This is a genomic window from Acinetobacter higginsii, from assembly GCF_000369525.1.
GTDB classification, from domain to species: domain Bacteria; phylum Pseudomonadota; class Gammaproteobacteria; order Pseudomonadales; family Moraxellaceae; genus Acinetobacter; species Acinetobacter higginsii.
Genome location: NZ_KB850072.1, coordinates 678,992 through 704,382 on the forward strand (window position 1 = coordinate 678,992; position 25,391 = coordinate 704,382).

A 25,391-nucleotide genomic window follows, 5' to 3' on the forward strand; every position below is an offset into this window, starting at 1 on the left:
TGCGTCTTAAATCGTAGTTCTAAAATGATTGAATAAATTGATCATTCAATCAAATTTATGCTTAGGTGAGCGTCGAAGTTGCCAATCTTAAACCGAAACCAAAGAATAAGATGCCGACCAAACAAATACCCGCGGCTGCCAATTTATAATTATGTTTGAAAAAACTGGCCAGTTTAATTCCAGAGAAAATCAAGGCGGTTAAATAGCTAAAACTTACAATTTGGACAATCAATGCCAATACTAAAAAGCTTAATGCAGGATAGGCATAGTCAGGTTCTACAAACTGTACAAAGAAAGACAGGAAAAATAGAATTGCTTTGGGATTCAGTAAGCTGATACTGAGTGCTGTTCGATAAGGATGAACTTGATCAAGTTTAGGTAAATCAGCAAGCTCGGCATGATGAGGCGGTTTATTCCAAGTTTGATAAGCACCTTGTAATAATTTAAAACCTAAGTATGCGAGATAACAAGCCCCTGTTAATTTAAGAATAATAAACAGGATCGGGAAGGCTTTGAGTAAGGATGCTGCACCTAATACTGTACACAGGATTAGAATGGAATCTCCTGTAAATACACCACAAGCTGCCGCGTAACCAGTACGAATGCCATAACGAGAAGCTACGGACATGACATAAAGAGAGTTAGGGCCAGGTAATAACACAATTAAGATTGTACCAATAATATAAGTGGTTAAATCTGTTATACCGAACACAATGAACTCATTAAAAAACCGATTTTCGCTAATATAACAAAAATCGGTTTTTATTGGTGAAAAATCGACTAATTAGGGTTTGATTTCAGCATCAATACCAAAAGACTGACGTAACAATAAACTAAGCTGATCACGGGCCTTGATAAAGCCATCAATACCCCCTTGTAGTAATTGGAAAGCCATCAAATCTTGCTCAAGTTCAGCTTTAAAACTCTCTTTGCTTTGTGCTGCACGTTCAATTTTTTCTGCTTGTTGCGCAAATTCAGCACTCAGTTGAGGTTCAACAAGCTGTTGGTCTTGTTCCAACTGCGCCAAAAGATTTGGGGCAATCGTAAGTAAGTCACAACCTGCTAAACCAAGCACTTGTGCAGTACTGCGGAAACTTGCACCCATTACTTGAGTCGGAATGGCATTCTGTTTGTAGTAATTATAAATTTTCTTCACAGACAGCACGCCTGGGTCTTTGGCAATTGGATATTGCTCAACACCTTCAGCTTTTTTATACCAATCTAAAATACGACCTACGAAAGGTGAGATCAGCGTGACTTTCGCATCAGCACAAGCCTGAGCTTGATGTAAACCGAATAACAAAGTGAGATTACATGGAATACCTTCAGCTTCAAGCACTTTTGCAGCTTGGATGCCTTCCCATGTGGATGCGATCTTAATTAGGATACGGGATTGTTCAATGCCGTATCCTCGATAGAGCTGAGATAACTCACGTGCTTTGGCAATTGTCGCTTCAGTGTTGTAAGAAAGAGAAGCATCAACTTCGGTAGAAACACGACCATCGATCAATTTTAAAATTTCGACACCAAACTTCACAGTCAAAATATCAATGGTACGTTCAATCAGTTCATCACGTTGATAGCCTTCCTGCTTAGCTTGAGTATAAGCATCTTCTATCAGCTCGCGGCTTTCTGGTTGTTCAGCCGCAGCGGTAATGAGTGATGGGTTGGTCGTTGCATCGAGTGGGCGAAATTTTTCAATCGCTTCTAGATCACTACTATCAGCAACAACGGTGGTTAAATTTTTTAATTGGTGTAATGCGGTCTGAGTCATTGATATAGCGTTCTTACTTAAACAATATTATTGGTAACTTCTGTTATAACACAATCTACATGAAAGCAAAGCCCTGCATTTGTTTGCAGAATTGTTTATCTGGCGACCGCTTACTCCTCATTGTGTTTACGTTGCTGTCGGATATGATCGATTAAGTATTTGGCAGCGACCCCTAATTCACTTTCACGGCTCCAGACCAGATCAACATAGTATTCAAATTTAGGGGTGAAATCATACATATCCAAAATCTTGAGTTTCTTTTTGAGTTCTGGATTTTCATTGAACATTTGCAAGGGCAACACACCCCAACCTAAATTACGAATAATCATCATACACGCTGAATGATGATTGTCGGTACGCCAATAGTCCTTTGAATAAAGCAATTCGGGCTTGATGCTATGATCTCGGCTTGCAACTACAATTTGACGTATTTGTACTGCTTGCTCAAAAGAAACTTTGTCGAGGAGCGCCAATGGATGATTTTTTGCAATCACAGGCACAAGCGCTTCCCGTTTAAGTTCTACAAACTGTTCACGACTATCCAGTTGTTCTCGCTCAAACATCAATGCAAGTTGTGCAGATTGATCAAGTAACATCTGTAAAGCATCTTCTTGTGGTGCTGAAAAGATATTAATCGCCAGACTAGGGAATTGCTGTTCTAGCAGGGTGATATAGTCGGTCCAGTTGGTATAGAGCAGTTCTGAAACCACCACAATATTTAAGGTCGACTCTAAGCCCGTGCTCAATGCATGCGCATGCTGCTTCCATTGATTCATTTCAATCAATAATTGTTGTGTTTTCTCATAAAGCACAGTGGCTTCTGCTGTCGGGATGGGTTCACGTCCAACCCGTTCAAATAGATTGAGATTGAGATCAATTTCTAAATTGGCAATCGACATACTTACAGCAGAAGGGACTTTGCCTAATTTACGTGCCGCAGCCGAAAATGAACCTGTTTCAATAACGGTTTGAAACATGATGAGTTGTTCTTGATTAATATTCATCTGTCAAAAAAACTGAAAGAACCTGATTGGATTGATCAGTATTATAAAAATAAAATGGCACTTATCCAAACAAGAGAGTGTTATGAAATGTTGATTTCCAAAAGAAGACTCATTCATGCAATTAGCTATGAAGTGATTTTATTGGTCATCATCGCGATTGCTTTAAGTTTTATTTTTAGTATGCCACTAGAAGTAACTGGTATTTTAGGTACGATCATGGCGGTTATTTCCGTATTCTGGAATATGATCTTTAACCATTACTTTGAAAAAGTGGAACATAAATATCAATGGGAAAGAACAATCCCAGTGCGTATTATGCATGCGATTGGATTTGAGGGCGGCTTGATGCTTGCAACAATTCCAATTATTGCGTATTTGATGAAGATGACCATCATTGAAGCAATCATCTTAGATTTCGGTTTGACCATGTGTATCTTGGTCTATACATTCATCTTCCAGTGGTGTTATGACGTGGTAGAAGATCGTTTCTTCCCAAATGCAAAACTTGCATCATCATAATTATTTGATGAAAAGCATTCTTCGGGATTGACTGAAGAGTGCTTTTTTATTGTCTGCAGCTCAGCATGATTTGATTACAGTATTGATAAAGTCAGATTGCTCAAGTTTATTTAATATCGTCAGAGCAAGTTTTAAATAATATAAGAAACAATACCAAAATTTAATGACGCTAGGTCGTAGGAGAATAAAAATATGCCAAGTGTGCTTATTGAAGTTAGGCAACAATATCCAGTCGCAGTTGAACTGGAGATCATGGAGGCAGTGCATACGGCACTGAGAGATGCTTTTAAAATCATGGCCAGTGATCGGAATGTACGTTTAATTGTGCATGAAGCACATCGCTTTCAATGCCCGCCTGAAAAGGCAAAACCAGAATGTTATACCTTGATTAGTATTGATGCATTTCTTGGACGCTCTTTAGATGCCAAGCGTCAGCTGTATAAATTGATTGTGCATAATCTTGAGCCGATAGGCATTCCCAAAGATCATGTAAAAATTATGCTTCGTGAACTGCCTTCAGAAAATTTTGGTGTTCGTGGTGGTCAGGCAGCTTGTGATGTTAATTTAGGTTTTAAAATTGATGTTTAGATCAAAGTGTTAAAGAGGAAAGCTCTATCAGGGCTTTCTTTTATTTAAATAGGAAAATAGCCTAAGTAATTTTAAAAGATGAGATAAATAAAAAGATGTTTAAATTAATTTTACTCATTCTATCTATTGTTTGCCAAGTCAGCTATGCGGGCTATGATTTACATATCACAAAAAAAGAATTTTATTTTAATGAAGGGGAATGTATTACTCCTGCAGAATGGCACGCTTATATGATGCTAGATCCATCATTAAAAAGTGATCTCCAGAATTCAGCACAAGACTTTCTGATTCTTATTGATAAGCAAGAAATTCCACTAATATATAGTCATGATTCTTGTAGTTTATCGATTAAAAATCCAAGTCCTGAAGCGATTAGGAAAATGATTGAGATTGCAAACAAACTTCATGCAACAGTACAAGGTGACGATGCTGAAATTTATATCACGCCTGAGGAAATAATTAGACGGTAATTTATAAGAAGCGGAAGCTCAAATCAGTCGTAGAAAAACTCACACTCCTCAAAAAACATCATGCTAAAATAGGGAACTTATCTTTTTAGATTGCATGATTTTCTCTATGTTTCAACAAGAAATCTCTCAATTAAACTTACAACAATTCAAAGCGGGTGAAAAACGCTGGGTCGGTTCCTTACTTGGATCATCAGCTGCATTATTATTTAAAGAAATTGCCACTCAAAATTCGAATCTTTATGTGATTATTGCAAGGAATAATCAACATCTTGCCCAGCTTGAAAGTGAGCTTGAGTTTTATGGCATAACGCCTGTTATTTTCCCTGATTGGGAAATTTTGCCTTATGACCGCTTGTCTCCGCACCAAGATATTGTTTCTGAACGTTTAGCAATTTTATCGAATATGCCACAAAAGGGTATTTTACTGGTTTCTGCCAGCACCTTGGCGCAACGTGTTGCCCCTTATTCGTGGGTCGTGGGTGAGCACTTTGATATCAAAGTCGGGCAGAAGTTAGACCTCGAAGCACAAAAGAAACAATTGGTTCAAGCAGGCTATCGTTTAGTTGACACGGTTTATGATCATGGTGAATTTGCAGTTCGCGGTAGCATCATGGATATTTTTGCATCTGGACAAGATGAACCGATTCGAATTGATTTATTTGATGATGAAATTGAAAGTCTAAAGTTCTTTGATCCAGAAACTCAAAGAACGACGGAATCCTTAAAGAACTTTACGGTATTACCTGCAAAAGAGTTTCCACTCAAAGAAGGGCGCTCTACCTTTAGAGATCGCTATGCAGAAAGCTTCCCAACTGCAAATCCAAAGAAAAATCCGATTTATCAGGATGTATTAGAGGGAATTGCAACGCCCGGTTTAGAGTTTTATTTGCCATTATTTTTTGATAAGAAGCTGATGGAAGCGCAGAGTATGTTGACGACATACTTACCAGATAATTGCGTTGTCATTACAAATAGTGAAATTGAAGATGATTTAATGAACTTCTGGAAAGAAGTGATGCGTCGTTATGAAGATCGACGTCATAACATTGATCAACCAATCCTACCGCCAGAAGAATTATTTTTAATGCCTAACCATGTTTTACAGGCATTAAATCAACTCCCTCGAATTTTGGCTTCAGCAGAAGCTTTCGAGACCAAGGCGGGTGTACTCAATGTCGCGGCTGAACAACCACCTAAACTAGCAGTTGATCCGAAAAAAGAACAACCGTTTGAGGCAGTAAAACATTATATCGACCAAGCCAAGCATCCTGTTTTATTGGTCGCTGAGAGTGCTGGTCGCCGTGAGACCTTAAAAGATGCGTTGCGTGGTGTATTGGGTGAAATTCAAAACGTAGACAGTTTTGCTCAGTTCCAAAAAGATAAGTTGCAGGTTGCGATTACCAGTGCGCCACTAGATCGAGGGCTGTTGCTGAGTAATCAGCTGTCGGTGATTTCGGAAAATCAACTTTATGAACACCGTGTGGTGCAGCGCCGTCGTAAGCGTCAGCAAGAAGTATCTGAAGAGTTCTTGATTCGTAGTTTAACCGAGCTGAGTATTGGTGCACCTGTGGTGCATATCGATCATGGTGTAGGGCGTTATGCAGGTTTAATTACGCTAGAAATCGATGAGCAGGATCATGAATTCTTGCAGCTTGATTATGCAGATGGTGCGAAAGTCTATGTGCCGGTAACCAATTTACATCTGATTAGCCGCTATAGTGGGGGTGATCCTGATTTAGCCCCATTGCATAAATTGGGTACGGATACTTGGAGCAAAGCGAAGCGCAAAGCTTTGGAACAAATCCATGATGTTGCCGCAGAGTTATTACATATTCAGGCCCGTCGTCAATCCAAACCTGGTTTTGCTTTTGAGCTGGATCATACGGGATATATGCAATTCTCCAGTGGCTTTGCCTATGAAGAAACTTTAGACCAAGCTAACGCAATTGAAGCAACCATCCATGATATGCAGCTGGCCAAACCGATGGATCGTTTGGTTTGTGGTGATGTGGGCTTTGGTAAAACCGAAGTGGCAATGCGTGCAGCATTCGTTGCGGTACAAAATAATAAGCAAGTTGCAGTTCTAGTACCCACGACATTGTTAGCACAACAACATTATGAATCTTTTAAAGACCGTTTTGCCGATACAGCGGTACGCATTGAAGTATTGTCGCGTTTTGGCAGCAATAAAACCCACTTAAAAATCATTGAAGATCTTGCAGATGGCAAAGTCGATATTGTGGTCGGCACGCATAAAATTCTGCAAGAAAACATTCAATTCAAGAATCTTGGACTCATGATTGTCGATGAAGAGCATCGTTTTGGTGTCCGTGATAAAGAACGTATCAAGGCTTTACGTGCTGATGTGGATATGTTGACCTTAACGGCGACCCCGATTCCACGTACCTTGAATATGGCATTCTCAGGGATGCGCGATCTCTCGATTATTGCAACACCACCCGCACGTCGTTTAGCCGTGAAAACCTTTGTGCAAGAACACACTGATGATTCGGTTAAAGAGGCGATTCTACGTGAGTTACTACGTGGCGGTCAGGTGTACTTGTTGCACAATGAGGTGGATACCATTGAGCGTGCTGCTGAAACCATTCGTAATTTAGTGCCAGAAGCACGGGTCGCTGTAGCGCACGGGCAAATGCGAGAGCGTGAACTAGAACAAGTGATGCAGCAGTTCTATCACAAAGAATATAACGTGTTGGTGTGTTCAACCATTATTGAAACGGGTATTGATGTGCCGAATGCCAATACTATTATCATTGAACGTGCCGATAAACTAGGTCTGGCACAACTGCATCAATTGCGTGGTCGTGTCGGACGTTCGCATCATCAAGCCTATGCCTATTTATTGGTTCCATCGATCAAGCACCTGAAAGGTGATGCCGAAAAACGTTTAGATGCCATTCAACGTGCTTCAACTTTGGGTGCTGGTTTTATGTTAGCAACTGAAGATTTGGAGATTCGTGGCGCGGGTGAGTTACTTGGTGAGCAGCAAAGTGGTTCAATGCAGGCGATTGGTTATAGCCTGTATATGGAAATGCTCGAAAAAGCGACCAAAGCCATTCAAAAAGGCAAAACACCTAATTTTGATGCGCCGTTGTCCTTAACCGCTGAAATTAATTTGCATATGCCTGCGTTGATTCCAGATGACTACTTGGGTGATGTACATCAACGTTTGTTGTTCTATAAACGTATCAGTAATACTGATAGCCAAGAGAAGCTCGACAATATCCGTATGGAGTTGATTGATCGTTTTGGTATTCCTCCGCAACCTGTGAAGCAATTGTTTAGTGTGCATCAGCTGCGTTTGCGTGCAGAGCAGTTGGGTATTACCAAAATCGACATCAATAGTAATGGGGGATATATCGAGTTTGCACCTGATACCCCTGTACAGGCGATCAGTATCATTCAACTAATGCAGAAAAATCCGACCTATTACCGAATGGAAGGCGGTCAACGCTTGAAAGTTATGGTGCAACTAGCAGAGTACGACAAACGGATTCAGTTTATTGTGGACTTGTTGAATAAGTTATTGAGTGAGTTAAATTGAGGCTTTTAAGCACTTGATTTGATGGTTAATTGAGCAAGTTCTGTTTTTTAGCAAAAGCATTTCTGTTTTTGATCAGATGTTCATGCAATAAATGAGGAAAATCATTGTTATTTGTAATCAAACGGGTTACTAATAATATTCACATCAAAACTGATGTGATAGTATTGATCATCATTATTCTGCATCATTTATAAAGATATGTTTAGTTTGCATCCACAACTTGCTCAAGATACATTTTTTGTAGGCGACTTCCCGCTTTCAACATGTCGTTTAATGAATGATATGCAATTTCCTTGGTTGATCCTGATTCCGCGTGTTCCAGGTGTCACAGAATTATATGAATTAAGCCAAGCAGACCAAGAACAGTTTTTACGTGAATCGAGCTGGTTATCAAGCCAATTGTCACGTGTATTCCGTGCAGACAAGATGAATGTAGCAGCTTTAGGAAACGTTGTTCCTCAGCTTCATTTTCATCATGTAGTACGTTATCAAAATGATGTTGCATGGCCTAAGCCAGTGTGGGGAACACCAGCGGTGCCTTATAGCAATGAAGTACTTGCGCACATGCGTCAAACGTTAATGCTGGCATTGCGTGGACAGGGTGATATGCCATTTGATTGGCGTATGGACTGATCCAGAAAATAGAATAAATACAGTATTCTATAATAAAAAAAGGAGGATAGAGTGCCACTAGATAGGTTGATTGATAAAGAACCTAGACAGTTTGCTTATTTTCATCGTTTGATGGGATATTCGATTCTGTCACTAATTCTGGTAATTTATACATTTACCTCAACTAGTGCTAGCTATCAACTCTACCTTCTTCCTTTATTACTCATTTATTTTCTGTTTTGTCCCCGTTTAGAAAAATGGCTGCAATATAAATTTGATAAAAAAATAGAAAAAAATGTTCTTTTCGGCAACGAGGCTGTGATCATTGCGCTGGTTCTTGCCGCATTGCATCTCAGTTTAGTTCCCACCTTTACGATCCTATTTGGATTGCTGTATGTCGGATTGAACAATAAAATTTCTCTGCCAGTCTCTTGTTTAATCGGTTTGATTGGCGTCATTGTTTTCTATTTCAGTACTTTTGTGATTTTTGGCGCGGAAGAATATTTCGAACCAACCAATCCTGAATTAACAGTCGTTAGTTTGCTTGGTTTGATGATGTTTATCGTGATTGGTAACTATTATCAGCACCGTCGTTTAAATATTCTGGGTCAACAACGCCAGCATTATCATAATCAAATGACGCGTTATATCGCTTTTGCCAATCAGCTTAGCCGTTATGCGCCATTGCAGTTATGGCAGTCAATCATGCGTGGTGAGGCAGAGGCAAAAATTGAATATAAGCGTAAAAAACTAACCATTTTCTTCTCGGATATTCAAGGTTTTACTGAACTTTCTGAAACCTTAATCCCAGACGATTTAGCCTTCTTGCTCAATGATTATTTGAGTCATATGACTGAAATTGCCAAGCAGTATGAAGCAACTGTCGATAAGTTTATGGGCGATGCGATTCTTATTTTCTTTGGTGATCCAAACTCGCAGGGTGTCGAACAGGATGCAAAATCTTGTGTCGAAATGGCCATTGCAATGCGTCAGCAAATGAAACTGTTGCGTGAACGCTGGAAGAAAATGGGTTATCCCGCTTTGCATATTCGTATGGGCATCAGTACAGGTTATTGCCACGTCGGGAACTATGGTGCTTCTCATCGTATGGCCTATACCATTGTTGGTCGTGATGTAAACTTGGCAGCACGTTTGCAGTCTGCGGCTGAAGTTGATGAAATTCTGATTGCAGATGATACCCATCAACTGATTAAGAATGAGTTTTTATGTGTACCTAAAGTGCCAATTTATTTAAAAGGGATTCAAGGGCCAGTTAAAACTTGGCAGGTGATGGAGAAATTTACAGGTAAGAAATCAGATACGCAAAAATGGTTTGATTTCGATTATAAAGGCTTCCATTTGGTCTTAAATCTGGAAGAAGTGCAGAACTATGAATATCCTGAACTGGTAGAGATATTGGAAAACATGGTTCAGCGGATCAAGACCCAGCAAAAAATTACCAATGCACAGGGTATCCCAAAACTGACTTTGGATGATGAAGTTAGATAATCTTCAGTATAATTTTTTTAATTCAAGCTGTTATTTCTAGTGAAACAATCGTTGTATGGTTTTTGGGAAACAATTGCACCGAAGTTTTGTTGATATCTTAATTCTAATAAAGAGAATAAATAAAAAATGCAGCAAGTGATAGAAAACCTAAATACGGCGATGCTGGATAATTTGGATATTAAGGATTTAATCTTAAAATTACCAAAACCATTAAGACCATATTTACAGGTAGTACCTTCTATGTGGATGTATGATGATCCGCTTTATGGTCAAATCAAAGCAATGCCTATGTTATATACGACGGGTAAAATTGTCTGGGCATCATTGGTACAAGCGAATAGGAATTTATTTGAACCTGAGTGGATATCGTGTGCTGGAGAGGTTGTATTTGATCCATCGGGGAAAATGCAGCCTGTTCAACTTGTGGAAGCGGCAGAGCAATTGTTTTCCCTAAAGGGAACTACTCCAAATGTCTTGGATCAACAGAATTATGCAGCGCATTTGACCAATGAATTTACCCGAGTATTTAATTATCCTTTTCCACAAAGTTTAGCGACTTTACCCTTAAAGATGTCTTCCATGTGGTTTGAGTATCGACATTTACCTGGTGGGCTTCTTGCAATGAAGGTTTTTCCAATCATTGTGTCAGAGCAAAACCCCAATTATATTATGCCTTTACCATCTTATTTTTGGCCAAATAACTTCTTTAAAGATAAGTGGCTGGAACTGGCTGCACGAGAAAATGGTGGTGGTTTATATGATGTGGAGAAAGAGGTACTTAATAAGATTACGAATAAAGTATATTTAGAAGAAATTCTACTTCAACCTAAATTACCTCAAATTTTTGAAGAACAAATACCGCGAGAATCTGCTGTTACAAGTTCATCAAAAACTAAACTTAGTTGGTTTTTCTTGCCCTTTTTAGCCGTGATTTTGCTGTGTTTATTTATTTTTCTTAATAAATAAAAAACTCCTCGTGAACGAAGAGTTTTTATTTGAACTTTGGAAATTAATCGATTTAGATATCTTTAATGATTTTCCGAAGCATGGTTGATGGTGTATTTAGGAATCTCGATTTCTAAATCTTCATCAACGATCTCTACTTGGCAAGACAGGCGAGAATCTGGTTCTAGGCCCCATGCGCGGTCAAGTAAGTCGGCTTCTACATCATTCATCTCTTCAAGGCTGTCAAAGCCTTTACGCACAACCACGTGACACGTGGTGCAGGCTGCAGACATGTCACAAGCATGTTCAATTTTAATGCCATTTTTTAATAAGCTTTGGCATAAATTGGCGTTATGTTCGACTTCAAATTCTGCACCTTCAGGGCAAATTTGTGCATGAGGAAGAACTTTAATACGTGGCATATTGATCACCTATACCTTTAGTTTGAGTTTGACCAATCTTCAAGTTTCGTACCTTTTAAGGCATGGTCAATATGTCGGTTCATACGAAGCGCAGCAAAGGCATCGCTATGAATTTTAAGTTGTTGAACGGCGTGTTCAATCGCTGCCAGCTCATCTGTCTTAAGACGGGCTCTTAACGCTTCAGCAGCAAGAATTAAGTCACGAGCCTGTTGCTGAGAGAGCAAATCAGTATCTGCTTTTAACGCTTGCTCTAAAGCCTCCAACTCACGTTGTGCTTCAACTTTGGTTTCTTGCAAGTGACGAAGATGTTTATCTTCCTCTGCATATTGGAAACCTTCAACCAGTAAGCGCTCAGTGTCTGCCGAAGATAGACCATAAGATGGTTTGATATCGATTTGTGCTTGAACACCAGACGTTGTTTCTTTCGCAGATACTGTGAGTAAGCCATCGGCATCGACTTGGAACGTTACTTCAATACGCGCTTGACCAGCAGTCATTGGTGGGATGCCATGTAATACAAAGCGGCCCAATGAACGGCAATGCTCAACCAGATCACGTTCACCTTGCACCACATGAATCAACATCGCGGTTTGACCATCTTGATAGGTGGTAAATTCCTGACGACGTGCCACAGGAATCGCTGTATTACGTGAAATCAGACGTTCAACCAAACCGCCCATGGTTTCAAGACCAAGAGAGAGCGGGGTCACATCAAGTAATAATGAGCCATCTTGGCTATTACCAATGAGCTGGTTTGCAGTGATTGATGCACCAATCGCAACCACTTCATCTGGGTTGATGGTGCAAAGAGGTTCACGTTTAAATAATTCATGTACCGCTTTTTGTACTGCGTAAGAGCGGGTAGAGCCGCCGACAAGAACGACATGTTCAATGTCATCGAGTTCAAGTTTAGCATCACGTAATACACGTTTGCACACGCTCATGGTTTTATCGAGTGCAACTTGAATAATCGATTCAAAAGTTGAACGATCTAAAGTCAGACGATCATCCAATAGTTTTAATTCAGCAGAATCATGCTCTGTTAAATGTTCTTTGGCTTGACGTGCAGCAATAACGAATACAGCATATTCTTCATCACTTAAAGTTTCGATATTGAGCTGTTTTTTCGCCCATTTTACGATTAAGCGATCAAGATCATCACCACCAAGGGCAGTGTGTCCACCTGTTGCAAGAACTTCAAATACGCCTTGTGAAAAACGTAAAATCGATACGTCGAAAGTACCACCACCTAGATCGTAAATGACGTAGTTACGGTCAGTACTCAGATTGGTGTCTTGATCTAATCCATAAGCTACAGCAGCAGCGGTAGGTTCATTCAATAAACGTAAAACATTCAAACCTGCAAGCTGAGCAGCATCACGCGTGGCTTGACGTTGTGCTTCATCAAAATAAGCAGGAACGGTAATCACCGCACCATTTACCGGATTACTCAGGCTTGCTTCAGCACGATCTTTTAACTGTTTTAAAATTTCAGCAGAAATTTCGACTGGTGTTTTACGACCAGCAGCGGTTTCAAATGCAGGCATTTCATTTTCTGCACCTACGAGTGTGTAAGGATGCTGGAATTTGATATCTGCTTGTGAGCGACCCATAAAGCGTTTTACTGAAACAACTGTATTTTTAGGATCAGTCAGCATAAAAGGTTTAGCTTCATAGCCAAACGTCGTTGCATCCTTTGCATAGTGAACAATAGACGGCAGTAATACTTGGTCTTTGTCATCTTGTAGAACTTTCGGTTTTCCCGATAGCACTGTCGCCACTAAAGAGTGGGTTGTCCCTAAGTCAATGCCGATCGCAATACGATGTTGATGCGGGGCAGTAGCTTGACCTGGTTCAGCAATTTGCAAAAGCGCCATGCGTGCGGTATCCCTTGAAAATAATCGGTAACAGCGGATTAAAAATCATCATCGAGGTCGAAGCTTTCTTCTTCGTCCAACATGCGATCTTCAGCTTTATCAATATCATTCATAACACGTTGGAAAAAACGTAATTTACGAACAGTATCACGTGCTTCTGCCCAATCTTCGTCAGCAAAATCAATTTTAAATTCGCGAACTAGACCATCGATCCACTGTTGAATTTCAACTTTTAACGTATTTAGTTGCTCTGTAGATGTTGCTTCATCTAATTGTTCACGCATTTCGAGTGCAGATTGCAAAAATTCAAAATCACTAATGGATTGATCCAGATGATGATCTTGTTTTTTTAAGGCAAGTAGATATGCCGCACGACTATCAACTTGTGAGAGTACTTTATACGCTTGGTTGATTTCGCTTGACTTGATCAATGCCTGATCTTTGTCAGTGGCTTTATCTGGGTGATATTGCTGTTGCAAACTTAAAAACTGTTTTTTTAAAGCTGCTAAATCTATATCGAGTGCTTCGGGTAATTGGAACAACTCAAAATGATTCATGGGAGATGAATTCCGCTATTGATAAATACGTTAAAACAGTGCGGAACACACTGTTTTGACGAAAAGAAAGAGGGGTGTTGCCAGTTAAACAGTAAATGATTCACCGCAACCACATTCACCTTTTTGATTTGGGTTGTTAAATTCAAAGCCTTCATTCAGACCATTTTTGACATAGTCCATCTCTAAACCATTGAGATAAACTAAGCTTTTCGGGTCAACAAAAACTTTAACGCCAAGTTGTTCAAATACTTGATCATGCGTATCGACATCATCGACAAACTCAAGTACATAAGCCAACCCAGAACAACCCGAAGTTTTCACGCCAATACGAATGCCTTCGCCCTTACCGCGGTTTTGCAGGTAATTGCTGATGTGACTCGCAGCATTTTCAGTTAAATGGATCATGAAAACTCCAATGTTATTTCGTTCATCAATTAAGCTTTCGCTTTCTTGCCACGATAGTCTTCAATCGCAGCTTTAATTGCATCTTCAGCCAATACAGAGCAGTGTACTTTTACTGGTGGAAGTGCAAGCTCAGTCGCAATATCAATATTCTTGATTGATTGAGCTTCATCAAGCGTTTTACCTTTTAACCACTCGGTTACAAGAGAACTTGATGCAATTGCAGAACCACAGCCGTAAGTTTTGAAGCGAGCTTCTTCAATTACGCCATTGTCATCGACTTGAATTTGTAGACGCATTACGTCGCCACACGCTGGTGCACCGACCATACCTGTACCTACGTTTTCTGCATTTTTGTCTAAAACGCCAACATTACGAGGATTTTCGTAATGATCAATTACTTTTTCGCTATAAGCCATGTTGCTTCTCCAAACCTCGGGGTCAGCCTAATATTAATATGAGGGTAAAAACACGTTTTTCAATTGAGGGTTCAATGAATTAGTGTTCAGCCCATTCAACTGTTGAAAGGTCGATACCTTCTTTGTACATATCCCAAAGCGGAGAAAGTTCACGCAATTTCTCAACTGCAGCTTTGGTAATTGTTAACACGTGATCAATATCTGCTTCAGTTGTGTATTTACCAAAACTGAAACGGATTGAACTGTGTGCTAACTCATCAGATAAACCTAAAGCACGTAAAACGTATGAAGGCTCTAAAGTTGCAGATGTACATGCTGAACCGCTTGAAACAGCAACATCTTTCAGTGCCATCATCAGTGATTCACCTTCAACAAAGTTGAAGCTGACATTTAGATAGTTTGCAACGTTTTGTGTTGGGTGGCCATTCAAGAACACTTGTTCAAGGTCTTGTAAACCATTCCAAAGCTTGTCGCGTAATTTACGGATACGCTCTTGCTCTGCTTGCATCGTTTTGCCAGCAATTTCAAAAGCCTCACCCATACCAACAATTTGGTGTGTCGCTAAAGTACCAGAACGCATACCACGCTCATGACCACCACCGTGCATTTGTGCTTTTAAGCGAACACGTGGGCTACGGCGAACAAAAAGTGCACCAATACCTTTAGGGCCATAAATTTTGTGACCAGAGAAACTCATCAAGTCGACTTTCATGGTTGAAAGATCAATTTCAACTTTACCAGCTGCTTGAGCGGCATCGACATGGAAGAATGTTTTATTGGCACGAGTTAATTCACCAATTGCAGCAACGTCTGTTACGGTACCGATTTCATTGTTCACCATCATGAGTGATACAAGAATGGTATCAGGGCGTAAAGCTGCTTTAACCATTTCAGGTGTAATTAAACCTGTACGTGGTTCTGGTTCTAAATATGTAATTTCGAAACCTTGTTCTTCAAGCTCACGGCAAGGATCTAACACAGCTTTGTGTTCGATTTTACTTGTAATGATGTGTTTGCCTTTTGAGCCGTAGAATTGAGCAATCCCTTTTAATGCAAGGTTGTCAGATTCAGTCGCACCTGAAGTCCACACGATTTCACGAGGGTCTGCTTTGATTAAATTTGCAACTTGCTCACGCGCATACTCAGCTTTTTCTTCGGCTTGCCAACCATAAGCATGTGAACGTGACGCAGGGTTACCAAAAGTCCCTTCGAACGTTAAACACTCCACCATACGTTCTGCAACTTCAGGCAGTACAGGAGTGGTTGCTGCGTAATCAAGATAAATTGGACGTTTCATGTCAAATACCTGTAACCGATAGAAGGGCTGAATCTAAACTTGGTGAATTTTGGCGTAGAGCAACAGTTTGAACGTTGTCACGCGCAATTAAATCAGCAAGCGTGATTTTTGCGAGATAATCGGCAATATGGTGGGAGAGTTCTTGCCATAAGTCGTGCGTTAAACACATTGCACCATTCTGGCAGTTGCCTTTGTGGTCACAACGGGTTGCATCAACAGTTTCATTTACAGCTTCGATAATTTCTAGCACGGTGATTTCACTTGCAGTGCGCGCAAGGTGATAGCCACCATTTGCACCACGAACGCTTGAAACTAACCCATGACGTTTAAGTTTTGCGAATAACTGTTCTAAATAAGCGACTGAAATGGATTGGCGTGCTGCTATTTCCGCAAGCGTGATCGTTTGTTCAGTTGGCTGCAAAGCTAAATCAAGTAGAGCAGTCACTGCGTAACGACCGCGAGTTGTAAGACGCATGATTCGGTACACATGGTTAGACTAGATAGGTAAATTTTATGAATTCCGACTAAAATAGTCAAGTTTTAAATTGTCATTATCAGTGTGAAAAGTAAAATATATTGGAATTATTGTATCCACGTATTATAAACAAAAAAAGCAATGAAAATAAAGCTCAATACCGCAAAGCTGATATTAATCAAGCGCTGACGTTTTTGCAGGCGGTGAATACGGTTTTGATATTGTTTTACTTCAACCAACAACGTGTTGATTTCAGAGCGCTGCTGATCAATTTTATCTAAGAGTGGGGCAATGCGTTGCTGAGATGCAACGGCTTCAGCTTCATCATTAAATAGATTTAACCATTGTTTCCAGTTTGCCAGAATGCTGGAGAGCGTAAGGTGTGGAAGTAAATCTAAAAATTCTTCAGCGAGAACGGCATCACCAAGGATACGCATATTGGTAATGCTGCGCTGATTGTTAAACACAAAAATCTTAATCAGATCGATGAGTGTGCTATTAATCTCTAAATCGATGTTACGATCCAGTGCTTTCATATCGAACAACAAACCTTTTTCGGTAAATTGGATATAAAAGTCAAAGAACGGAATGTAGCTATTGATGCGAATCGTCATCTTTTTATCGATGAGCTTTTTTGCTTGCAAGCGCAATCCCGCATCATGCGTAAGGACGAAGGAGAAAAAAGTTTCTAAAACAATGATGACAATGTTTAGCAACAAATGGGGGTGTTTATGTCTTTGTTGCGTATCACTCATAGATCTCTTTTTCCTTGCCAATAACGTTAAAACAATAAAATCTGTAAACTTTGAGTATCCTTACTCAATTGTTAAAAATAATTTACATGACTTTATTGCTTTGTAGAACAGTTTTTTAAAACGATCAAGTCTTAACTTTGATATTATAAAAACATTTTTATGGTTAAATACGACATACTGTTTGTAAAGAGCTTAGGAGTAATGGTCAATGGATAACTCAAACATAGAAAATCCTAACGAAGAAGCTGAAGTAAAAACTAAGCCAAAATCAAAGAGTTCTAAAAAATCTGCACTGGATTTCAAAAAATATACACAACAAATTTGGCTTGCTGGTTTGGGTGCTTTTTCACGTGCTGAAGAAGAAGGAAATAAATTGTTTGACTCACTGGTCAAGGTCGGTGAAGAGCTTGAGTCGAAAACAGTCGATTTCGCAGACAATACGGTTGGCAAGGTCACAGAGAAAGCCAAAGAGTCTGTAACAGATACCAAAGACAAAGTTGAAAAGATTTTAGATACGGGCGTAAATCACTCTTTGAATCGTATTGGCTTGGTGACGCCGAAGGATCTTCAGCATATCGAACAGCTTCTTGTGCAGTTGCATATCAAAGTGGATGCTTTGATTGAAGAAAATAACCAATTGAAGGCTAAATTGAATAAAAAGTAAAAAAAATGCTGGTAACTGGTCCGTTTATGTCGTTTTTCAGTATTTATTTTAATTAAAAGGTCTTTCTAGTATTGCGTTCTCCCCCAAAGCATTGCTATAAAGGCGTCATGGCCTTTTAAACTATAGCCTTGGATCTTAACAAACGATATTAAGAGGATATTTTTTATCATGAATAAATCAGAATTAATTGATGCGATTGCTGAAAAAGGGGGAGTGTCTAAATCGGATGCTGGTAAGGCACTCGATGCGACAATTGCATCAATCACTGAAGCACTTAAAAAAGGTGACACGGTTACTTTAGTTGGTTTCGGTACTTTCAGCGTGAAAGAACGTGCTGCTCGTACTGGTCGTAACCCTAAGACTGGTGAAGAACTTCAAATCAAAGCAAGCAAAGTACCTAGCTTCAAAGCTGGTAAGGGTTTAAAAGATTCGGTTGCGTAATCTTTTTAAATCAATAAACGCACCATTCAGGGTGCGTTTTTTATTTATTGAATGAAAAAGTTAATTTGATCTTTATTCTGCATTCATTCGTCTTTGTTTTTCAGTTAAAATTGCCCCGAAATAAAATATTGGAATTCTTATGGAATCGTTTCGTACTCTCATTAAGGGTTGGTTGGGTAAAGTCCTGCTCGTTTTGTTTTTGACCCCTTTAGCACTTGTAGGGATTGAAGGATATTTTAGTGGTAGCAATAAAGCAGACGTTGCGAAATCGGTAAACGGTCAAGATATTTCTAATAAAGAATTAGAAAGTGCAACCAAGAACTATAAAGACCAGTATTTGTCATTGGTCAAAGGTGATGAGTCTCTTTTAAATTTACCTGTCATTCAGGAAAAAGCATTGGATGCACTTGTTGCACGCAGTTTGTTGCAACAGCAAGCTGAAAAGTTAGGTATGACTTTAAGTGATGTACAGCTTGAGCAAATGTTAGCTCAGCAGCCAAGCTTCCAAGAAAATGGACAGTTTTCACAAAAATTATATGAAAACTATTTGCGTTCTGTAGGGATGACGAATCAGGCGTTGATTGCTAGCTTGCGTCAAGACCATGCGCTTAAAATGATTTCAACATCATTGATGGATTATGCATTGGTGAGCAAGTCTGATGTACAGCAGTTAGCTAATTTGCAAACGGAACAACGTACTTTGCATTTGGCAAGTATTAAGCTAGATGATTATAAAAAAGGCGTGACTGTATCGAATCAAGAAATTGCTGACTATTACAACAAGCATAAAAACGAGTTTAAGCAAGTTGCCAGTGTTGATGTTGATTATGTTGTACTTACACCAGCATTATTGCCGAAAGCAAACCTTGCGGTAACTGAAGCTGATTTACAGCAAGCTTATACTGCATTTGTGGACAAGCAACAAAAAGATGTAAAGCGTGAAGTTAAGCATATCTTAATTACCACAGATGCGCGTGATGACGCGGCTGCTCAGAAACTTGCCAATGAAGTTTACGCTAAAATTCAAGCAGGTGAGTCATTTGCTCAAGCAGCAGCTCAGTACTCTGAAGACCCAAGCTCTAAAGCGAATGGCGGTTTAGTTGAAGCCTACGCACCTGGGGTATTCTCAGCTGACTTTGATAATGCGGTTACTGCATTGAAAAATGGCCAGATTTCTAAGCCTGTTAAAACACAATATGGTTATCACATCATTGAAGCCAATGCACCAGTTGCCAATATTCCTTCATTTGAGGCTGAAAAAGCACGTTTAACGGCTGAGGTTGAAAAATCGAAAGCTGCGAATTTATTCAGTGATACAGTGAATAATTTAAACGAAATGGTTGTTGGTGGTGATTCACTTGATGTTGTTGCGCAAGAAGTAAAAGGTGCACGTATTGAATCTGCTAATGCTGTGACCTTAACAACCGATAATCCATATTTAAGTGATTTGAGCGTTAAAGCAAAATTGTTCAATGATGATGTGAAAAACGGTGATCGTAATGCATCTTCAAATATTCAAATGGCGAATGGTGATACGATTTGGATCAAAGTACGTAATTACCATGCAGCAGGTGTAAAACCTTTAAACGAGGCAACTGCTGATGTCAAAGCGAAAGTCATTGAAGCAAAAGCATATAAAGCTGCTCAAGCGAAAATTGCAACAATCCTTGCTGACTTTAAAACTCAGCCAGCTGCTCAGGTGGTTGCTAAATCTCAAGTCACTTTTGAAAATGCAGGCACATTCGCTCGTTCACAAGGTTTAAAACGTCCTATTGAACGTGCAGCATTCAGTATTCCTGCACCAAGCAAAGATGGTTTATGGTCTGCAACGACTGCCAAGTTGCCAAATGAATTAGTGATCGTTGCTGTTTCAAATGTAAATAGCAGTGTAGCAAGCACTTTACCCGCAGAACAGTTACAAGAGTTGAATAAGCTTTATCAACAGTTCCGTGGTCAGCAGGTCTTGGAAGACTATACTGAATACTTGAAATCACAAGCAAAGATCAAATAAGTTTGTTCTAAGCATAAAAAAGCCAGTTTAAACAAACTGGCTTTTTTATTGGAGGCGATAAACTATTTTTTCTGAATAAATTTAGCTTCTTCAGATTGTGGGTATTGGCTGAGCAGCTTGCTTTTATATTGATTTGCTAAAGCAGTGTTTTTGTCTACTTCTTTGGCAATACTATATAACTGATAAACTGCACGAGATGCTTTAGCAGAATTTGGATAGCGTGTTGCTACAATATTATAGTTCTGTTTGGCAGCTTTATAGTCTACAGGCTCAACGGCCAAGTAAAATTCAGCTAACCAAAAATATGCATTACCAACATAAATACCATTCGGATGGTTTTTAATGAAGTTTTGCATTGGTTGAATGGCTTTTTTTGCACCACCTTGTTTATAGGCATCAAGTGCAACAGTATAGGCTGCTTTTTCTAACTCGATTTGATTGGTGGTATTGCTGGTTGTTGCTGTATTGGGCTGTGGTGGTTGCTCGGCGGCTGGTGCTTGTGGTTTCACAGGTGGTGTCTGTTGCTGTGCTGCGGGTGCTGTCGGTGCAATAACAGGTGCAGCCGTATCTGTGGCCGCGCCTGCCGTAGCTCCATCTTGAGCTTCAGGGTTATCTTCTGGTGGATCAATTTTTTGCGAAAGCAGTTCTAAGCGTTGATCAAGATCAGTATAGCGATTGGTGAGCTCTTTCTTTAATTGCTCTATCGCATTGTCATGTTCTTCAAGTTGACCACGTAACTTACGAATTTCTTCTTCAAGTTTTTGGTTCTTTTGCATGATTTCCCAGTTCAAGCTTGGAGAACCTGCAACAACATTATTGGCCTGTTGTTGGCTTAAAGAGCGCGATTCAATAGGAACATTGGCATATAAATGTGCACTGCTGAGCAGGGCAATAAAAAGTACGGAATGCTTTTTTAGCATAAAAATTCATCCATAAGTTGAAATATAAAGCTGTGGTCGAACAAGTCTTCACCTTTTACTTGCAACACACCAGATATAGATTTTTGATTAAGCCATTAAAACAGCAACTCATTTAAATGCAATAAGCATTTACAATCTTCAAGCACTTTTGAAGGGAATTGGTTGGTTATTGTTTAATGTTTAAACATAATTAAAATAAATAGATAACAAATATATAGAGATTGATGAGGAATTAGGCAGTTGAGTTGAAAACTCACTGAAAAACAGAGACAAGGCTTGCAACTCGGATAAAAATCTCTATACTTTGTCAGGCAATGGTAGCCCTGCTGGTAGCTTCGCAATTGTACTCTACGAACCCCGCCAGGACCGGAAGGTAGCAACGGTAGTAGAACTATGATGTGCCGAAGTCATGCTGGTAGGGCTGCCACCATTTATTCCTCTTCGCTCGTTCGAGCAATCGCTTTCATAATTACCCCCATATCAAAACCACGATATTGCAAAAATCGAACTTGTTTCGCTTTGATTTTAGGGTCAGTTGCGACTTCTTCTCCAAATTTTTTGACCTTAAGCTGATAGGCTTGATCAACCCAGTCTACTTCTTGAAGTTCCTCAGTAATCAGCTCTGCATCCAGTTGTTTTGCTTTTAATGCCTGTTTGATTCGTTGTAAGCCTTTACCTTTTCTAATTTGGCTGGCGAGCGTCAGCTCAGCGACACGTTGATCACTTTGATAGTTCTGTTGTGCTAATTCTTCGACAAGGTTGGCCACTTCATCTGGATTGATTGCATAGAGATTTAGTTTGCTGATTAATTCAGCTTTTGAATAATCACGACGCGTGAGCAGGGCAAAAGCATAGGAGCGTAATCGTTGCCCAGTGAGCGTTTTAGGTTTCTCGGTTTGATCTGAATTAAACATGCCTTCCTCATTAAAAAACGCCCCGAAGGGCGTTTCAGTTTAGATTTCTAGTAAATCTGGTTCTTCTTCAATCTCATTTTGAGCTGCTTCGTTTTTATTCTTGGTGAGAAGCTGTTCACGAATGATTTTTTCAATTTCTTGAGCCATCAATGGATTCTCTTCAAAATGACGAATCACATTATTTTTACCCTGCCCAATTTTGTTACCTTGGTATGAATACCAAGCACCTGCTTTTTGAACGATATCTTGTTGAACGGCTAAGTCAACGAGTTCGCCCAACTGGTTGGTACCTCGACCATACATGATCTGGAAGACCGCTTCTTTGAACGGAGGTGCCATCTTGTTTTTAACAACTTTAACGCGTGTTTCGTTACCTGTAATTTCATCGCCTTCTTTTACTGCACCGATACGACGAATATCTAAACGAACTGAAGCGTAGAATTTAAGCGCATTACCACCAGTCGTTGTTTCTGGGCTACCAAACATGACACCAATCTTCATACGGATTTGGTTAATGAAGATCACCATACAGTTCGAACGTTTTGCATTACCTGTGATTTTACGCAGTGCCTGACTCATCAAACGTGCTTGTAAGCCCATGTGTGAATCACCCATTTCGCCTTCAATTTCAGCTTTAGGCGTTAATGCGGCAACAGAGTCGACAACGATTAAGTCGATTGCGCCTGAGCGTACCAACATATCCGCAATTTCGAGTGCTTGCTCACCGTGGTCAGGTTGTGAAACCAAAAGGTTATCAATATCTACACCGAGCTTACGTGCGTATTCAGGGTCTAATGCATGTTCGGCATCGATAAAGGCACAGGTACCGCCATTCTTTTGACATTGAGCAATGGCCTGCAATGTCATGGTCGTTTTACCTGATGATTCAGGGCCGTAAATTTCAATGATACGGCCTTTAGGTAATCCGCCAATCCCTAATGCGATATCGAGTGTTAAAGAACCTGTAGAAACAGCTTCAACTGCTTGTACGGTGTTATCACCTAAGCGCATCACGGTATTTTTACCAAATTGTTTTTCAATCTGGCTCAACGCAGCTTGTAACGCCTTACTTTTATTATCATCCATCTCAAAACCTCAAAACTTTATTTCTTAACGACTAACCCAAGTGGATGTATTGAATCTCAACTTGTTGGGACTTGAGTATAGTGGCAGATTCTAGTTGTTTATTCTACATCTGATCTGTGTCTAAGCGACACGAGATGACGCATCCAAAAATAGAAAATATTCATCCCGTCTATTCATCATGATAAGACCAGGATTCTACATTTTCTTGTTTAAAACGATTGATATCACGACGATCTTTTTTACTTGGTCGATGATCGGGTCGGGCTAGATTATGCAATTTTCGTTGTGAGGCATGCAACTCTCTGCGGGTAATACTTTCTGCTGTTTCTTCATAAAGCAGTTGCGCCATTGGTGCACCACCACGGATAGCGGAAAGTGCTTTCACAATTACAGTTTTTTTATCGAGACCCTGTTGAATGGTGAGTTCCATTCCTACACGTACATCTCTAGAAACTTTGACGCGATCATTGTTGTGATGGACTTTGCCACCTTCAATCGCAGCTTTGGCAATTGAGCGTGTTTTAAAAAAACGAGCCGCCCAAAGCCATTTATCAATGCGCATGGCATCCATGCTTTCTGCTTCATGCTGTTTTGGCATCTGTTACCTGTTGGTTGGTTTCAAGATAATCAAAAAGTTCGGTTAAATGATCAAGTGCAGGGTATGGCAGCTCAGTTGCGGCTTTCGCAGCTTTGCTACTAGACGGCTGTAGAATACTGAATAACTGGCAGATACCAAAGTCTTCTGCACCTTTGAGCACGGCAACTGTATCGTCAATAAATACTGCTTGTGCGGGATCAAATGGGTGAAATTGTTGTAGTTTTTGCCAAAAAGCAACTTCTTCTTTGGCATGCCCGAGTTCTTCGCTACTGATCATAAGTTCAAAGTAGGGGCTTAGTTCTACATTTTCAAGTTTGAGTTGTAAGCCTGCACGATCTGCATTGGTCAGTAACCAACAGCGATAACCTTGGGCATTGAGTTGCTGCAGGAGTTGATGGCAGCCGACGCGAGCACGAATTTTTTCGCGATGCTCGTATTGCAGTTGTAATACATCAACTCCAACTTTAGCTGTCCAGTACGCCGAAGAATACCAAGATAGTGTATGCTTGTGTTGTTGGTAGAATTGAAACAGTGTTTGTTGGCTTTGCTCCAGCGTACATTGATGTACTTGAGCGTGTCGTTCAGGCAAACAATGATTCCAAATAAAATCATCAAAGGCTAAATCGAGTAAGGTGCCATCCATGTCAAACATGGCGATTGGTTGCTGCTGTAAATCTGAATATGACATAAGGTTGGTCTATGTTTATTAAAACGCTTGCTCCACAAGATCAGTTAATTTCACAACTTGTTCCGATCATGGCGCAGGCAAGTCAAATATTGTTGGAAGAATACCAAAGTTATTGTGCTGGTTGCGAGTTTAATATTCAGGAAAAAAGCGATGATTCGCCTGTAACGCAAGCGGATTTAAAGGTAAATCACTTCTTATTAAAGCACTTAGCGACAGTGACGCCTGAATTACCCGTATTGTCTGAAGAAAGTGATTACTCTGCTCGAACGGCATGGCAGCGTTGTTGGATGCTAGATCCACTGGATGGGACTAAAGAGTTTATTCATGAGCGTGACGAGTTCACGATTAATCTGAGTTTGATTGACGGTCACCAGACCATATTTGCGATTATTGCTGTGCCATGCGAGCAGGTGATGTACATCGGACATACCTCGCAATTACCGTATAAATATAGTTTTAGTCGACAAGAGTGGTTCCAATATCAGCTTGAAGAGCATGATATGGTGGCTCCGTTACAAATCGGTTTGAGCCATAACAGTAAAAATCCAAAATATAAAAACTTTATCGAGCCAATCTTACAAAATCGTAAGGTGGAGCGTCGTGAAGCAGGCAGTGCTTACAAGTTTTGTATGATGCTTGAAGGTGAAATTGACATTTATCCTCGGTTCCATCCAACCTCAGAATGGGATACGAGTTCAGGACAAGCATTGTTAGAAAGTATTGGTGGTGGCTTGATGACCTTGGATCAAAAGCCCTTCCTCTATAATCAGCGCGAGACTGTGTTGAACGGTGGCTTTATCGCTTATCGTGATCAGCATTGCAAAAATATTGCATACGATGCGCTCAGTCGTTCTGGCATTTTAGATTGAGTGTTATCTG

General features: G+C 40.0%; 27 protein-coding genes and 1 other RNA gene. 12 read left to right on the forward strand and 16 right to left on the reverse strand.

Features of this window, described 5'->3' with window-relative positions:
• Positions 1–61: 61 nt before the first annotated feature.
• The 3 genes from leuE to aceR all read right to left on the reverse strand — a co-directional run bounded on the left by leuE (position 62) and on the right by aceR (position 2,778).
• Positions 62–712 (reverse strand): leucine efflux protein LeuE, encoded by a 651-nt coding sequence (leuE, locus tag F902_RS09145; protein ID WP_004807998.1) that lies wholly within the window; start codon positions 710–712, stop codon positions 62–64.
• A 72-nt stretch (positions 713–784) separates the two neighbouring features.
• A complete protein-coding gene (tal, locus tag F902_RS09150; protein WP_005202839.1) occupies positions 785–1,774 on the reverse strand; it encodes a transaldolase in 990 nt (329 codons plus the stop codon).
• Between the two features lie 110 nt (positions 1,775–1,884).
• Positions 1,885–2,778: an HTH-type transcriptional regulator AceR gene (gene aceR / locus F902_RS09155; RefSeq protein WP_005202841.1), complete on the reverse strand. Its 894-nt coding sequence runs from the start codon at positions 2,776–2,778 to the stop codon at positions 1,885–1,887.
• 87 nt (positions 2,779–2,865) lie between these two features.
• Here aceR and aceI point away from each other — a divergent pair, with 87 nt between their 5' ends.
• The 7 genes from aceI (at position 2,866) to F902_RS09190 (ending at position 11,007) form a co-directional block, all read left to right on the forward strand.
• A complete protein-coding gene (gene aceI, locus F902_RS09160) occupies positions 2,866–3,297 on the forward strand; it encodes a chlorhexidine efflux PACE transporter AceI (RefSeq protein ID WP_005202843.1) in 432 nt (143 codons plus the stop codon).
• A 192-nt stretch (positions 3,298–3,489) separates the two neighbouring features.
• Positions 3,490–3,885, forward strand: a complete 396-nt coding sequence (locus tag F902_RS09165; RefSeq protein WP_004652967.1) for a tautomerase family protein — start codon at positions 3,490–3,492, stop codon at positions 3,883–3,885.
• Positions 3,886–3,980: 95 nt separating this feature from the next.
• A complete protein-coding gene (locus F902_RS09170) occupies positions 3,981–4,355 on the forward strand; it encodes a hypothetical protein (RefSeq protein ID WP_005202846.1) in 375 nt (124 codons plus the stop codon).
• Positions 4,356–4,461: 106 nt separating this feature from the next.
• Entirely contained in the window at positions 4,462–7,920 is a 3,459-nt protein-coding gene (gene mfd / locus F902_RS09175) for a transcription-repair coupling factor (RefSeq protein WP_017402225.1), read from the forward strand.
• Between the two features lie 198 nt (positions 7,921–8,118).
• Entirely contained in the window at positions 8,119–8,553 is a 435-nt protein-coding gene (locus F902_RS09180; protein ID WP_004807988.1) for an HIT domain-containing protein, read from the forward strand.
• A gap of 51 nt (positions 8,554–8,604) precedes the next feature.
• The gene (locus F902_RS09185) at positions 8,605–10,041 is read left to right on the forward strand and encodes an adenylate/guanylate cyclase domain-containing protein (RefSeq protein ID WP_004807987.1); all 1,437 of its coding nucleotides are present in this window, start codon (positions 8,605–8,607) and stop codon (positions 10,039–10,041) included.
• A 126-nt stretch (positions 10,042–10,167) separates the two neighbouring features.
• Entirely contained in the window at positions 10,168–11,007 is an 840-nt protein-coding gene (locus F902_RS09190; protein WP_005202849.1) for a hypothetical protein, read from the forward strand.
• A 62-nt stretch (positions 11,008–11,069) separates the two neighbouring features.
• Here F902_RS09190 and fdx read toward each other — a convergent pair whose 3' ends face one another.
• The 8 genes from fdx to F902_RS09230 all read right to left on the reverse strand — a co-directional run bounded on the left by fdx (position 11,070) and on the right by F902_RS09230 (position 17,190).
• Positions 11,070–11,408, reverse strand: coding sequence for an ISC system 2Fe-2S type ferredoxin (fdx, locus tag F902_RS09195; RefSeq protein ID WP_004652975.1), 339 nt, complete (start codon positions 11,406–11,408; stop codon positions 11,070–11,072).
• A gap of 17 nt (positions 11,409–11,425) precedes the next feature.
• Positions 11,426–13,285, reverse strand: coding sequence for a Fe-S protein assembly chaperone HscA (gene hscA, locus F902_RS09200; RefSeq protein WP_005202852.1), 1,860 nt, complete (start codon positions 13,283–13,285; stop codon positions 11,426–11,428).
• A gap of 38 nt (positions 13,286–13,323) precedes the next feature.
• Entirely contained in the window at positions 13,324–13,842 is a 519-nt protein-coding gene (gene hscB, locus F902_RS09205; protein WP_005202854.1) for a Fe-S protein assembly co-chaperone HscB, read from the reverse strand.
• Positions 13,843–13,926: 84 nt separating this feature from the next.
• Entirely contained in the window at positions 13,927–14,247 is a 321-nt protein-coding gene (gene iscA / locus F902_RS09210) for an iron-sulfur cluster assembly protein IscA (RefSeq protein WP_004807977.1), read from the reverse strand.
• A gap of 29 nt (positions 14,248–14,276) precedes the next feature.
• Positions 14,277–14,663, reverse strand: a complete 387-nt coding sequence (gene iscU, locus F902_RS09215; RefSeq protein WP_004652980.1) for a Fe-S cluster assembly scaffold IscU — start codon at positions 14,661–14,663, stop codon at positions 14,277–14,279.
• A gap of 79 nt (positions 14,664–14,742) precedes the next feature.
• Positions 14,743–15,960 (reverse strand): IscS subfamily cysteine desulfurase, encoded by a 1,218-nt coding sequence (locus F902_RS09220; protein ID WP_004807975.1) that lies wholly within the window; start codon positions 15,958–15,960, stop codon positions 14,743–14,745.
• 1 nt (position 15,961) lies between these two features.
• Positions 15,962–16,435: an Rrf2 family transcriptional regulator gene (locus F902_RS09225; protein ID WP_004807972.1), complete on the reverse strand. Its 474-nt coding sequence runs from the start codon at positions 16,433–16,435 to the stop codon at positions 15,962–15,964.
• A gap of 107 nt (positions 16,436–16,542) precedes the next feature.
• A complete protein-coding gene (locus F902_RS09230; protein ID WP_004807970.1) occupies positions 16,543–17,190 on the reverse strand; it encodes a hypothetical protein in 648 nt (215 codons plus the stop codon).
• Positions 17,191–17,398: 208 nt separating this feature from the next.
• Between F902_RS09230 and F902_RS09235 the strand changes: the two genes are divergently transcribed.
• The 3 genes from F902_RS09235 to F902_RS09245 all read left to right on the forward strand — a co-directional run bounded on the left by F902_RS09235 (position 17,399) and on the right by F902_RS09245 (position 20,306).
• Complete coding sequence (locus F902_RS09235) at positions 17,399–17,854, forward strand: phasin family protein (protein WP_004807968.1); 456 nt, start codon at positions 17,399–17,401, stop codon at positions 17,852–17,854.
• Between the two features lie 168 nt (positions 17,855–18,022).
• Positions 18,023–18,295 (forward strand): HU family DNA-binding protein, encoded by a 273-nt coding sequence (locus tag F902_RS09240; protein WP_004639426.1) that lies wholly within the window; start codon positions 18,023–18,025, stop codon positions 18,293–18,295.
• Between the two features lie 139 nt (positions 18,296–18,434).
• Positions 18,435–20,306 carry a SurA N-terminal domain-containing protein gene (locus tag F902_RS09245; protein ID WP_005202858.1) on the forward strand — a complete coding sequence of 624 codons (1,872 nt, stop codon included), beginning with the start codon at positions 18,435–18,437 and terminating at the stop codon, positions 20,304–20,306.
• Between the two features lie 62 nt (positions 20,307–20,368).
• Here the strand turns inward: F902_RS09245 and F902_RS09250 are convergent, their stop codons facing one another.
• Complete coding sequence (locus F902_RS09250; RefSeq protein WP_004807964.1) at positions 20,369–21,226, reverse strand: YbgF trimerization domain-containing protein; 858 nt, start codon at positions 21,224–21,226, stop codon at positions 20,369–20,371.
• Positions 21,227–21,550: 324 nt separating this feature from the next.
• On the opposite strand from F902_RS09250, the gene ffs reads away from it, so the two are divergent.
• An RNA gene (gene ffs / locus F902_RS22090) (signal recognition particle sRNA small type) lies at positions 21,551–21,647 on the forward strand.
• A gap of 10 nt (positions 21,648–21,657) precedes the next feature.
• Here ffs and F902_RS09255 read toward each other — a convergent pair.
• The 4 genes from F902_RS09255 to F902_RS09270 all read right to left on the reverse strand — a co-directional run bounded on the left by F902_RS09255 (position 21,658) and on the right by F902_RS09270 (position 24,512).
• Entirely contained in the window at positions 21,658–22,140 is a 483-nt protein-coding gene (locus tag F902_RS09255; protein ID WP_005202859.1) for a regulatory protein RecX, read from the reverse strand.
• Between the two features lie 39 nt (positions 22,141–22,179).
• The gene (gene recA, locus F902_RS09260; protein ID WP_005202860.1) at positions 22,180–23,226 is read right to left on the reverse strand and encodes a recombinase RecA; all 1,047 of its coding nucleotides are present in this window, start codon (positions 23,224–23,226) and stop codon (positions 22,180–22,182) included.
• Between the two features lie 169 nt (positions 23,227–23,395).
• Positions 23,396–23,824 (reverse strand): RNA-binding S4 domain-containing protein, encoded by a 429-nt coding sequence (locus F902_RS09265; RefSeq protein WP_005202861.1) that lies wholly within the window; start codon positions 23,822–23,824, stop codon positions 23,396–23,398.
• The gene (locus F902_RS09270) at positions 23,808–24,512 is read right to left on the reverse strand and encodes an HAD-IA family hydrolase (protein ID WP_005202868.1); all 705 of its coding nucleotides are present in this window, start codon (positions 24,510–24,512) and stop codon (positions 23,808–23,810) included. The genes F902_RS09265 and F902_RS09270 overlap by 17 nt, the downstream gene beginning before the upstream one ends.
• Before the next feature lie 11 nt (positions 24,513–24,523).
• On the opposite strand from F902_RS09270, the gene F902_RS09275 reads away from it, so the two are divergent.
• Positions 24,524–25,381: a 3'(2'),5'-bisphosphate nucleotidase CysQ family protein gene (locus F902_RS09275; RefSeq protein WP_005202870.1), complete on the forward strand. Its 858-nt coding sequence runs from the start codon at positions 24,524–24,526 to the stop codon at positions 25,379–25,381.
• Positions 25,382–25,391: the final 10 nt, after the last annotated feature.

Coding starts and splice junctions, on each gene's coding strand:
- tal (WP_005202839.1), bottom strand. CDS start 1,774: ATGACTCAGACCGCATTACACCAATTAAAAAATTTAACCACCGTTGTT.
- aceR (WP_005202841.1), bottom strand. CDS start 2,778: ATGAATATTAATCAAGAACAACTCATCATGTTTCAAACCGTTATTGAA.
- aceI (WP_005202843.1), top strand. CDS start 2,866: ATGTTGATTTCCAAAAGAAGACTCATTCATGCAATTAGCTATGAAGTG.
- F902_RS09165 (WP_004652967.1), top strand. CDS start 3,490: ATGCCAAGTGTGCTTATTGAAGTTAGGCAACAATATCCAGTCGCAGTT.
- F902_RS09170 (WP_005202846.1), top strand. CDS start 3,981: ATGTTTAAATTAATTTTACTCATTCTATCTATTGTTTGCCAAGTCAGC.
- mfd (WP_017402225.1), top strand. CDS start 4,462: ATGTTTCAACAAGAAATCTCTCAATTAAACTTACAACAATTCAAAGCG.
- F902_RS09180 (WP_004807988.1), top strand. CDS start 8,119: ATGTTTAGTTTGCATCCACAACTTGCTCAAGATACATTTTTTGTAGGC.
- F902_RS09190 (WP_005202849.1), top strand. CDS start 10,168: ATGCAGCAAGTGATAGAAAACCTAAATACGGCGATGCTGGATAATTTG.
- fdx (WP_004652975.1), bottom strand. CDS start 11,408: ATGCCACGTATTAAAGTTCTTCCTCATGCACAAATTTGCCCTGAAGGT.
- hscA (WP_005202852.1), bottom strand. CDS start 13,285: ATGGCGCTTTTGCAAATTGCTGAACCAGGTCAAGCTACTGCCCCGCAT.
- hscB (WP_005202854.1), bottom strand. CDS start 13,842: ATGAATCATTTTGAGTTGTTCCAATTACCCGAAGCACTCGATATAGAT.
- iscA (WP_004807977.1), bottom strand. CDS start 14,247: ATGATCCATTTAACTGAAAATGCTGCGAGTCACATCAGCAATTACCTG.
- iscU (WP_004652980.1), bottom strand. CDS start 14,663: ATGGCTTATAGCGAAAAAGTAATTGATCATTACGAAAATCCTCGTAAT.
- F902_RS09220 (WP_004807975.1), bottom strand. CDS start 15,960: ATGAAACGTCCAATTTATCTTGATTACGCAGCAACCACTCCTGTACTG.
- F902_RS09225 (WP_004807972.1), bottom strand. CDS start 16,435: ATGCGTCTTACAACTCGCGGTCGTTACGCAGTGACTGCTCTACTTGAT.
- F902_RS09230 (WP_004807970.1), bottom strand. CDS start 17,190: ATGAGTGATACGCAACAAAGACATAAACACCCCCATTTGTTGCTAAAC.
- F902_RS09235 (WP_004807968.1), top strand. CDS start 17,399: ATGGATAACTCAAACATAGAAAATCCTAACGAAGAAGCTGAAGTAAAA.
- F902_RS09240 (WP_004639426.1), top strand. CDS start 18,023: ATGAATAAATCAGAATTAATTGATGCGATTGCTGAAAAAGGGGGAGTG.
- F902_RS09245 (WP_005202858.1), top strand. CDS start 18,435: ATGGAATCGTTTCGTACTCTCATTAAGGGTTGGTTGGGTAAAGTCCTG.
- F902_RS09250 (WP_004807964.1), bottom strand. CDS start 21,226: ATGCTAAAAAAGCATTCCGTACTTTTTATTGCCCTGCTCAGCAGTGCA.
- F902_RS09255 (WP_005202859.1), bottom strand. CDS start 22,140: ATGTTTAATTCAGATCAAACCGAGAAACCTAAAACGCTCACTGGGCAA.
- recA (WP_005202860.1), bottom strand. CDS start 23,226: ATGGATGATAATAAAAGTAAGGCGTTACAAGCTGCGTTGAGCCAGATT.
- F902_RS09265 (WP_005202861.1), bottom strand. CDS start 23,824: ATGCCAAAACAGCATGAAGCAGAAAGCATGGATGCCATGCGCATTGAT.
- F902_RS09270 (WP_005202868.1), bottom strand. CDS start 24,512: ATGTCATATTCAGATTTACAGCAGCAACCAATCGCCATGTTTGACATG.
- F902_RS09275 (WP_005202870.1), top strand. CDS start 24,524: ATGTTTATTAAAACGCTTGCTCCACAAGATCAGTTAATTTCACAACTT.